The sequence below is a fragment of the Testudinibacter sp. 'clade 2' genome, assembly GCF_006227735.1.
GTDB lineage: Bacteria > Pseudomonadota > Gammaproteobacteria > Enterobacterales > Pasteurellaceae > Chelonobacter.
The window spans coordinates 1-10601 of the sequence record NZ_VDHB01000026.1 but is presented as its reverse complement, the minus strand read 5'-3'; the positions used below and the strand labels follow the sequence as shown (position 1 = coordinate 10601).

9 protein-coding genes and 1 pseudogene are annotated in these 10601 nt (G+C 41.8%); 2 read left to right on the top strand and 8 right to left on the bottom strand.

Annotated features, from left to right (window positions below):
* Window positions 1-135: 135 nt before the first annotated feature.
* From xylB to mak, 5 genes are read right to left on the bottom strand one after another with little or no spacing between them, the layout of a single operon-like run.
* Window positions 136-1581: a xylulokinase gene (gene xylB / locus FHQ30_RS03135; RefSeq protein ID WP_139611340.1), complete on the bottom strand. Its 1446-nt coding sequence runs from the start codon at window positions 1579-1581 to the stop codon at window positions 136-138.
* A gap of 41 nt (window positions 1582-1622) precedes the next feature.
* A complete protein-coding gene (locus tag FHQ30_RS03130) occupies window positions 1623-2594 on the bottom strand; it encodes a carbohydrate kinase family protein (RefSeq protein ID WP_139611339.1) in 972 nt (323 codons plus the stop codon).
* Window positions 2587-3465, bottom strand: coding sequence for a ketose 1,6-bisphosphate aldolase (locus FHQ30_RS03125; protein WP_139611343.1), 879 nt, complete (start codon window positions 3463-3465; stop codon window positions 2587-2589). The genes FHQ30_RS03130 and FHQ30_RS03125 overlap by 8 nt, the downstream gene beginning before the upstream one ends.
* Window positions 3466-3475: 10 nt before the next feature.
* Window positions 3476-4150 carry a D-lyxose/D-mannose family sugar isomerase gene (locus FHQ30_RS03120; RefSeq protein WP_139611338.1) on the bottom strand — a complete coding sequence of 225 codons (675 nt, stop codon included), beginning with the start codon at window positions 4148-4150 and terminating at the stop codon, window positions 3476-3478.
* Window positions 4151-4204: 54 nt separating this feature from the next.
* Window positions 4205-5134, bottom strand: a complete 930-nt coding sequence (mak, locus tag FHQ30_RS03115; protein WP_139611337.1) for a fructokinase — start codon at window positions 5132-5134, stop codon at window positions 4205-4207.
* 83 nt (window positions 5135-5217) lie between these two features.
* Here mak and FHQ30_RS03110 point away from each other — a divergent pair, with 83 nt between their 5' ends.
* Window positions 5218-5928, top strand: coding sequence for a response regulator (locus tag FHQ30_RS03110; RefSeq protein ID WP_139611336.1), 711 nt, complete (start codon window positions 5218-5220; stop codon window positions 5926-5928).
* Window positions 5929-5962: 34 nt separating this feature from the next.
* Here FHQ30_RS03110 and FHQ30_RS03105 read toward each other — a convergent pair whose 3' ends face one another.
* The 3 genes from FHQ30_RS03105 to FHQ30_RS03095 are packed head-to-tail and all read right to left on the bottom strand — an operon-like array spanning window position 5963 to window position 9436.
* Window positions 5963-6892 carry an ABC transporter substrate-binding protein gene (locus tag FHQ30_RS03105; RefSeq protein ID WP_139611335.1) on the bottom strand — a complete coding sequence of 310 codons (930 nt, stop codon included), beginning with the start codon at window positions 6890-6892 and terminating at the stop codon, window positions 5963-5965.
* 26 nt (window positions 6893-6918) lie between these two features.
* Window positions 6919-7887, bottom strand: a complete 969-nt coding sequence (locus FHQ30_RS03100) for an ABC transporter permease subunit (protein WP_139611334.1) — start codon at window positions 7885-7887, stop codon at window positions 6919-6921.
* A 22-nt stretch (window positions 7888-7909) separates the two neighbouring features.
* Entirely contained in the window at window positions 7910-9436 is a 1527-nt protein-coding gene (locus FHQ30_RS03095; protein ID WP_139611333.1) for a sugar ABC transporter ATP-binding protein, read from the bottom strand.
* A 109-nt stretch (window positions 9437-9545) separates the two neighbouring features.
* On the opposite strand from FHQ30_RS03095, the pseudogene FHQ30_RS03090 reads away from it, so the two are divergent.
* Window positions 9546-10601 (top strand): annotated as a pseudogene (locus FHQ30_RS03090) (ATP-binding protein); the annotation flags it as partial.

Below are 10601 nucleotides of genomic sequence, written 5' to 3'. Positions count from 1 at the left end.
CGGATTGTGTTTAAAATAAGCACACTCGTCGTTGTAACCCTCATCAATAGTCCCACTATTGATTTCGGCTTACGCCTAGATTGTGCTCATTTTAAACGACAACTCAAAATATAAACAAAGATCAACAGACCCTAGTTAGATAAAACCTTTCAAGCGCTGATACAACTGGTTAAAACGAGCCTTTTTGCTGTGGTAATACGCCTGTCTTGCCGGATTCGGTTGATAAATGTGTTCCAATACTAAAGGCGGACAAAAATCGGCTATCGCTTTCTCCGGATGTAACGCAATTTGCGCCAACTTTGCCGCGCCCAGTGCGGGGCCGACATCGCCGCCTTGGCGGTATTCCAAGGTTTTTCCGCTGATATCCGCCAATAGTTGCCGCCAGTAATGGCTTTTGGCACCGCCGCCGATTAGGGTGATGTTGTCGGCCGAAACGCCGCTTGCGTGCAGTACCTCGATGCCTTGCGCCAAGGCAAAACTGACGCCTTCCAACGCCGCTTTTGCCAGTGTCGCCTGAGTGCTGTTGTGATCTATGCCCCAGAATACGCCTTTGGCGTAAGGGTCGTTATGTGGTGTTCTTTCGCCGGATAAATAAGGCAAGAAAATTACACCGGAATCGTCGGCACTGGCCGCAAGCTCGAAAAAGTGCGGTATATCGTGAATGCCAAGCGCTTGGTTTGCCCAATCGACGCAAGCTGCAGCACTCAATATCACCGACATCAAATGCCAACGTTCAGGCAGGGCGTGGCAGAAGCTGTGCACCGCACTTTCCGGATTGCTGACAAATTTATCCGTGACCACAAAATAGACCCCGGAAGTGCCGAGCGACAGCATGGCTTGCCCCGCTTTATATAACCCAACGCCAATCGCACCGGCGGCATTATCACCGCCGCCGGCAACCACCGGAACCGGGTTCATACCCCATTGTTCGGCAATATCGGGCAACAAGTGACCAGAAATTTGATTGCCTTCGAGTAATTCCGGCATCTGTTCTATCGACAATCCGCAGGCCGATAATAATTCGTTGCTCCACACCCTTTTGCCAACATCTAACCACATGGTTCCGGCGGCATCAGACATATCCGAGCAGTAACGTCCGGTCATCAACAAGCGCAAATAGTCTTTCGGCAATAACACTTTATGAATGTTTTGAAAACGCTCAGGTTGATGTTTTTTAAACCATTTTAACTTAGGTGCGGTAAAACCGGGCATCATTAAATTACCGGTAATGCAACGTGAAGTCGGTACTTGCTGTTCCAATTCCTGACATTCGGCAAAACTACGCCCATCATTCCATAGAATTGCCGGAGAGAGCGGATTGTTTTGTTGATCGAGGATCACCGCACCGTGCATTTGCCCAGTCAGCCCGATAGCTTTAACCTGTTTGAGATCATGCTGGTTTTTTAGGGCGGGAATACTCGTATTGACCGCTTGCCACCAGTCCTGTGGATGTTGCTCCGACCACAGCGGCTGCGGACGACTGAGCGCAAGTGCGGTCGAATGAGTGGCGACAATGGTTTGCCGCTCGTCTAATAACACCAGTTTGACACCAGACGTGCCTAAATCAATGCCGAGGTACATAATTACACTCCATAAAAGGGAATCGAGCCGAAATTACGCAGTTATTTTGCTAAAAAGCGCATAGCTTTAGCGTATGTTACTGCGCCACCGGTTGCTGAAATAGAAAATAGGTTGAAATAGGCTAAACAGTGTCCTAATTTTAGCGTCTGTTCTAATGGAAAATCCTGATGCAAGCCATACAAGCAACCTGCACAAAATGCGTCGCCTGCGCCTAATGTACTGATAATATCCTGTTTATTTAGCCAGTAAGAGGCTACAGCAATTGGCTTATCTGTATGATCACAAGCCACAGCCCATTCAGGACTGTGTATGATCACTGTGCGCTTGACACCCAATTGGAAAATTTTCTGTGCGAGGTAGGCTAAATTTTCTTTTGTAGCAGGGAGGTTTTCCATTTCAAGTAAAATTTTGGCTTCGATATCGTTGATAATCACAAAGTCAATACAGGATAAAATAGGGCGTATATAGTCAGAAAATACCGTTTTATTACGCACAGAGACAAGGTCAATCGAAAGCAGCAACCCTTGTTGTCGCAGTGCTTGCAAAGTGTCTGCTAAATCGTCATTCAGCAAAGCGGGCAACAAGGGTAAATAGGCAATATGTGCAATTTTTGCCGATTGATTAGACTTTAAAAGCTGTTCTTTACCATACGATTCCATTGCACCAACATAATGAAAAAAAGTGCGGTCACCTGTTTGACTGTTGATCATGACATCGGTAAAAGAGGTAGGTTGTACTACTTTGCAAACCGCCTCAATATTAATATTATGCGCCTTTGCCTGGTTTAAAATAAATTGCGCTTCTTGATCCTCACCGACCGCTCCGCTTAAAAAGAGCGGTAAATCAGGATCAAGGGTGGCAAGATTAAACAGGATATTGGTGCAACCGCCACCGCAATGCTGCTCGATCTCAGAGATGGTGGTTAACATTGTTTCTTGAGGGTAATCTGAAATCACTAATGTGCGGTCAATCAGCAGATTACCAATAGCAAGAATACCATGGCGTTTATCCATACAATTTAGCCTTCTCAACACTGTGGAAGATTGCCATTTGTTCAGCAACAGTTTGTTTAATCGCTTTTTGCATATTTTCCATCATGATTAGATAATAATTATATTTTTGCGCTAAATTGGCATTAGTGATATCGGCTTCGATGCTGCTTAGCGCAACTTGCGACATACCGGTAAAAAAGTTGATTTTGCAAATTCCATGTTCGATGGTTTGGTGAAAATCGGCAACGCTTAAGCCGGATCCGCCGTGTAGTACTAAAGGGATATTGATTGCTTGGTTTATTTGCTGTAAGCGTGTTATGTCTAATTTAGGAATGCCTTTATATTTACCGTGGGTATTGCCTATCGCCACGGCAAGGGCATCAATGCGTGTTTCTTTGACAAATTCAACGGCTTGTTCTACATCTGTGTAAAGTGCGGTATCGGCGGTGCTTTCTAGCGCTCCGCCTTCGTCTCCACCAACGGCACCGAGTTCAGCTTCAACGGAAATATTATGCTGGCGGCAGAGTTCGACAACTTTGCGAGTCTGAATAATATTATCTTCATAAGGCAGATGTGAACCGTCAAACATGATAGAGGAAAAGCCACATGCTACGGCAGTTTCAATGGTTTTAAAGGTGAGTCCGTGATCGAGATTGAGACAGACAGGAATGCCTGATAACTCAGCTTTTTTCTTGATATAGTCAGAAGTGGCATAGATATCAATATAAGGTAAATGCACTTCCGCCACATTAATAATAACAGGAGATTGCTGTTCGATTGCAGCATCAAAAACTGCATCAATGAAATTTGAGTCAATTGCGTTAAATGCACCAACAGCAAAGCGATGTTGAGCCGCAACTGCAAGAATCTCTTTCAAATTAAGTAATGCCATCATATCCTCCTTAAAGATATTGCTGGTAATCGCTGCAAAGTAAATGGATTGGCTTTTCGTCTTCCTCAATATTGGAGAATCGCCCCAAAGGTTCAAGAAAACGGTTATCGGTTAAATCATCATTTGCCATTGAAACTTCTCCGGCGAGTACAACCCCTTGCTCAGCCCAAAAACTATGATAAAGCATTGGGGGCAGGCAGATGCTTTGTCCCGGTTGTAGGCAGACGGTTCCTCCTGCCGGTAAGTTAATATATTGTCCGTCTATGGCTACGTTGAGTTCTGCCTCTTCATCAAGCAGATCGGTTTGTGGATGCCGCTTATACAAGCGAACCATTAAATCCCCACCTCCTCGATTAATAATATCCTCCATTTTTTTCCAATGGTAATGCATCGGTGTAATTTGCTGCTCTTGCACCACCATTATTTTTTCTGCGTACATTTTTTGGTTATCAGGGGATTGATTCCGTAGCGTAAATAAGGTTAAACCGCATTTGGTAAAATTGCCGAGATTAAAATCCGTCACATCCCAGCCCAAATGGGCTTGCAAGATTTCTTGCCGTCCGCAAACACTGCTGGCTTTCCATTCAGCTAGATCGTAATGGGCAAATTTGGGCAGATAGAAACGATGTTTTATCATTATCGCTTTGGCATACTGAATGGCTGCGTTGATTTCTGAACGTTTCATATTATGTCCTCTTATCTCTGTTGAACGGCTATAATTAAGTTGAATTGGGATGAATCAAGACGCTTGATGTTTATCCTCTTTTATTGGCCACAACCAAGCGGCTCCTCTTACGCCGCTTGAATCGCCATGTACCGCTTTCTTAATTTCAGTAAAGCATTCTCGCCCGAAAATATAGTCATTTAATAAATTGGGTACATTGCGGTATAAACGTTCCATATTGCAGACCCCGCCAGCCAGTACGACCACATCAGGATCCAGTATATTAATGTAGGCGGCTAGGGATTTTGCCAAACGTCGTTCATAGGCGCAGATTGATTGTTCGGCAAGCGAATTGCCTTGCTCGGATAATAAAAGAATTTCATGACCTTGCAGGCGGACACCACTACGACGTTCATAGTCATCACACAATCCTGTGCCTGAAATAAATTGTTCGATGCAGCCGTGCTTACCACAGTAGCATGGCGTTGATTGAGTAACGGCATATTCCTCTTCGTCTTGCCAAGGCAATATATTATGTCCCCACTCTCCACCGATGCCGTTGGCACCGTTATGAGGTTTCCCGTTGATAACGATGCCGGAACCGCAGCCAGTCCCTAAAATGAGTGCGAGTACGATATTTTTACCTTTTCCGGCACCATCGGTTGCCTCTGATACCGCCATACAATTGGCGTCGTTGGCAATTCTGACTTCTCGTTGTAAAAGTGTGGAGAGATCTTGATCCAATTGTTGTTGATTCAGCCAGGTTGAATTGGCATTTTTAACTTTTCCGGTAAAAGGAGATATTGTGCCGGGAATACCGATACCCACACTTCCTTGTTGTCCGGTTGCTGTTTCTGCATCATCCACCAATCCTTTTATTGCCGCCAATGTATCGGAATAAGAGCCTCGAGGAGTGGCAACGCGTTTACGAAACAGTTCAACGCCCTGATCGGAAAGTGCGATGACTTCAATTTTTGTCCCACCTAAATCAATACCGATACGCATAGTTGCCTCTTATTCATTTTTATATTTATGAGTTGATTAAAATTTTATATACTCCATGCAATTGATTACTAATGGCTTAAAGTATGCAAAATAGAATCCTTATTATTGATGATGACCTACAAATTTGTGATCTTCTGACGGATATTTTTGATGAACATGGCTATCTCGTCAAAACAGTCCAAACCGGAGATTGTGCTTTAACATTACTTCAACAAGAATATTTTTCCTTAGTTTTATTAGATCTTATTTTGCCCGATACTAATGGGCTGGTGCTATTACAAAAAATCAAATCTATTACTTCTGTTCCAATTATTATGTTGAGCGGGTTAGGCAGTGAATCTGATATTGTTGTCGGGCTAGAAATGGGGGCTGATGACTATATCGCAAAACCATTCTATCCACGTATTGTTGTTGCTAGGGCAAAAGCGGCTATTCGTCGAACCCTAACTTCCATTACCATGACGCCACATAAAAAAAGAGGTTTTTCTTTTAATCATTGGTTTTTAGATACAGAAAACCATAAATTATTCTCTCCAACCAAACAAGAAATTGAATTAACACAGGGAGAATATACGTTACTTCATGCCCTAGTTTCACATTCTCAGAAAATTCTATCGCGTCAAAAATTGTTAGAATTAACACATAGTGAAAGTTTAGAAATTTTTGACCGTACTATTGATGTATTAATTATGCGCCTACGCAAAAAAATTGAACCTAATGCAAAATCTCCTATGTATATCCAAACTGTCAGAGGCGTTGGCTATATTTTCTCTTGCAGTATCAGTCATGAATAGGGGTATAAAATTCCCCTATTCATATTGGATATAATTATTTAACTGTCCAGCCTTTATAATCTTTAATATTTTCTCGGGTAATTAATGTTACGGGAATTAACACAGCCTCTTTGGGGGCAGCTTGGCCTTGTAAAATGTCATAACCAATTTTCACCGCTTCTGCCGCCATCACTTGTGGATCTTGTGCAGGTGTGCCTAAGAACAGACTGTCAGATTGTTTTAATGCCTCTTCACCATCCGGTGAACCATCTACCCCCATGATAAAGAATTCACTACGTTGTGCTTGTTTCGCCGCTAAATCAGCACCAATTGCAGTCGGGTCATTGATGGCAAATACCGCATTAATTTTTGGATGGGCGATCAGTAAAGAGGTCATAACTTCCAAGCCGCCTTCACGACTTCCTTTGGCATTTTGGTTGTAAGAAAGCAGGTTAATGCTCTTATTTTTAGCAAAAACGTCCATACAGCCTTGAACGCGATCTTGCACGGCAGAGACTGGCGGTCCATTAATAATGACGACATCACCCTTACCATTTAATTTATCAACAATAGTCTGACAAGCAATTTCACCCGCTTGATAGTTATTTGACGTAACCGTTGCATTTGCACCGTCTGCGGCGACATCGACTGCGATAACGACAATACCAGCATCACGAGCGCGCTGAACGGCGGGACCAATTCCCTTGGAATCAGCGGCATTTAAAATAATCATATCGGTTTTAGCAGCGATAAAATTATCAATTTGTGCAACTTGCTGACCAAGATCATAGCCGCTAGAAACCAACGTTACTCGCACTTGATCACCCGCTAGCTCTTTTGCCTTTAATTCCGCACCTTTGGCAATTTGGACAAAAAATGGATTGGCTAAGTCCCCTACCGTTACGCCGATAGATTTTAATTCTTTTGCTTGTACAAAAGGAGTCATGGCTAACATCACAGCAGCTGCTAAAGTTTTTAATTTCATATAAATTCTCCTGTAGAGATAATTAATTAAGAGGAACGAGTGCGATATTTATCAATCAATACAGCAATGATGATAACGCCGCCTTTAATGACGAGTTGCCAGAAGTAAGACACCCCCATTAATGTCATGCCATTATTTAAGGTTGCAATAATTAATGCACCTACTAGTGTACCGGTGATGGTGCCGATGCCACCGACAAAGCTTGTACCACCTAAGATAACGGCTGCAATTGCATCCAGTTCATACCCCATCCCAAGGTTACCATTGGCACTGTATAAACGAGATGCGCTCATTACACCACCTAAGCCGGACAATAGTCCGCTGGCAGCATAAACGAATATTAAAACTAACGAAACTTTAATCCCTGTCAGTCGAGCTGCTTGTAAATTGCCGCCAACAGCATAAATGTGTGTGCCGAGGGTAGTGCGGCGTAAAATAAACCAACAGATAGCAATAACAGCAAATGCAATAATGACCAGCCAGGGTATTGAACCTAAATAACCATTCCCTATCCAAGCAAAGGAGATTTTGGAATTGATTACGGTAGTTCCATCTGCCACCAGATAGGCAGCTCCGCGAAGTGCGGTATAGGTGCCCAAAGTAACAATAAAGGGCGGTAATCCGGCAAAGGCAACTAATAAACCATTAAATACTCCCATGCCTAAACCGGCAAGTAATGCAATGGGTATTGCAAAAGGGGCGAGCAAGGGGTTTAATGATGAGACCAACCCGAGTACGGCCGTGACACCTAAAATAGAACCGACGGAGAGATCAATTCCGCCCGTTAAAATGACAAAAGTCATGCCGGCAGCAAGAACAATATTAATTGAAGCTTGACGAGTAATATTCATCATATTGGCTTCAGTCATAAAATTCGGTGCGACAAATGAAAAAACAATCACGATTAATATTAAAATAGGTAGAATTCCTACGGCTTGCATAACATCTGCAATAGCCAGTTTTTTCATCTTCGGTTTGGCTGTGGTGGTTCCCATTTTATTTCTCCTTTTACATCTATTAACTGGCTAATTTATTGGTGCCAAAGGCAAACGACATAATTTTTTCCGGACTGAGATTCTCTCGTTGTACTTCACCTGCAATATAACCCTCGCGCATGACATAAACACGATCACTCATTCCGATAATTTCAGGTAACTCACTCGATATCATTAAAATAGCGATGCCTTTTTGTGCCATTGCAGTCATCATCCGATAGATTTCACTTTTAGCGCCAACATCAACGCCACGTGTTGGTTCGTCTAAAATCAGTAATTTAGGATGAATAGCAAGCCAGCGAGAAAGCAAGACTTTCTGCTGATTACCACCGGATAAACCATTGACGGTGACATTGGCATTGGGAACACGGATATTCAGCCCGCTGATAGCTTGCTCCGTTTCATGACGTCCTTTGCTTTCATTAATCACCATCATAGTGGCATCTCGTTCAATCGTTGCCATGGTGATATTTTTAAAAATATTTAAATCTAAAAATAACCCTTCTTCCTTACGATTTTCTGGCAATAAAGCAACGTGATGGATAATGGCATCGCGTGGTGAACTGAAACTGATTTCTCCACCGTTAAGATATATTTTTCCGGTGGTTGGTTGAGTCACCCCAAAGAGTAGGTGTGCCAATTCTGAGCGCCCAGCACCGACTAGCCCCGCTAATCCGACAATTTCGCCGGCATTAACAACTAATGAAGCATTTTTCACTTTATGATTATCAGATAAATTTTCAACCCGAAGGACTTCTTTCCCAATTTGAGCAGGCTCTTTATTGAATAAATCAGTTAAAGGACGTCCCACCATCATTTGAACCAACGTATCTGAATTAATTTCCTGTTTAATCAAAGAACCGACGTATCTTCCATCACGTAACACGCTGACTCGATCGGCAAGCTCATAAATCTCCGCCATGCGATGGCTAATATAAATAATTGCTAGCCCTTCACTACGTAATTTTTTAATTAAGCTAAATAGTCGTTCGGTTTCCCGTGATGACAGCGCAGCAGTGGGTTCATCCATAACCAACACGCGACTATTACGGTGTAATGCACGCGCAATTTCAACCTGTTGTTGTTCGGCTATGGTTAAAGAGGACACTTTCTGTGAAGATAAAAATTGAGCCCCTAACCGCTCCAAAGCTTGCTGTGCCTCTTTCTCCATCTGTGCACGATTTAGCCCAAATAAGTTTTTTAACTCTCGTCCTAAAAAAATATTTTCTGCAACAGTGAGATTGGGCGATAAATGAATTTCTTGATAAATTAAGGTGATTCCGGCACGAATGGCGTCTTTAGGCGAAGAAATAGGAAATTGTTCACCTTCAATATAAATTTCACCAGCACTGGAAGTGTAAGCGCCAGCCAAAATTTTCATTAGGGTGCTTTTACCAGCGCCATTTTCGCCCATCAAGGCATGAATTTCGCCACGATAAATTTCTAAGTTAACATCTTGTAGCGCATAGAAACTTCCAAATCGTTTAGCAATTCCTCTCATTTCTAATAATGGTTTTTGCAGGTTGTGATCGATCTGAGTTTGTGCCATTTACGTAACCCTCCGCTCTAACGTGTGAACAGTTAAGCATATTAATATGAACAGAAAATGTTGATGTTCATTCATAATTGTCATAATTCGACAACAAAAAATATTTACAATGGATAGCATAATAAAAAATTTAGAGTATTCAGATGGTGAGATGAGAATGATAAATTTGAAAAATCTTTTTATAACAAGGCGTTATACGGTAAAATTACGGCTAACTCTTTTCGTTATGGTGGCGATTGTTCTGGTCATACTGATTAGTGTAAGTGCGGTTATCGGTTTGAATAATACGTATAACTCTTTATCAAATTTGCGAGATAGATCACTAAATCAAATGTTCTCATCGATGACGTTGGGGGTTAAAACGTCACAAATTTCCACTTATTCCACCCGTTTAAGCCAAACGATTAGGGCCTTAGAGTATAAAGAAGCGTCTGATCAGCTAGAGCGACATATTCAACAAGTCCATCAAATTCTTAATGAGATTCAAACTAAAACAACACCGCAAGAAAATGCCCGCTTTGCTAATATTATTGATTTTATCCATACATTGGAAAAAAGTATCAAGGAACTGTTGAATCAAGCTTATCAGCGCCATGTTATTCACACTACTATTAGCAGCCAGCTAAACCAAAGCTTATTGCATATTCGCCATATGAAAAGGTTGGCAAAACGTACCGCACTTTCGGATTCCTTTTCGCAAGAATTTCTTACGCAAGTAACCTCAATTGAAAATTTAATTGAGGATGCAACCCATAGCTCTTTTTCACCCAGTACATTTCTAAGTATCCGAGCAATATTTTCATTTTTGCCGGACATGAGCGCACATCCTGAGATTGAGTCAGAATGGAAAAAGGTTGAAGTTATTTTTTTAGAACTTACCAATAATGCAAATAAGTTAGCTGATATAAATTGGAGAATTCTATTTTTAGTTAATCAAATAGATGCATTAGTGAAAAATATTGATGCAGGTTATACAAAGCTAGCACAGGATAAAATAGAAGAGGTTAACTCTGTTTCTGAAAAAATCCAATATCATCTTTCAAATTATATCTTGTCAATTTTACTTTTCTCATTGTTTATTATCGGCTTGATCATTATCTGGGGGATATATCTTTACCAGTTGATTGGGTATCGATTATCTTCTATTACACAAGCACTCATTCGT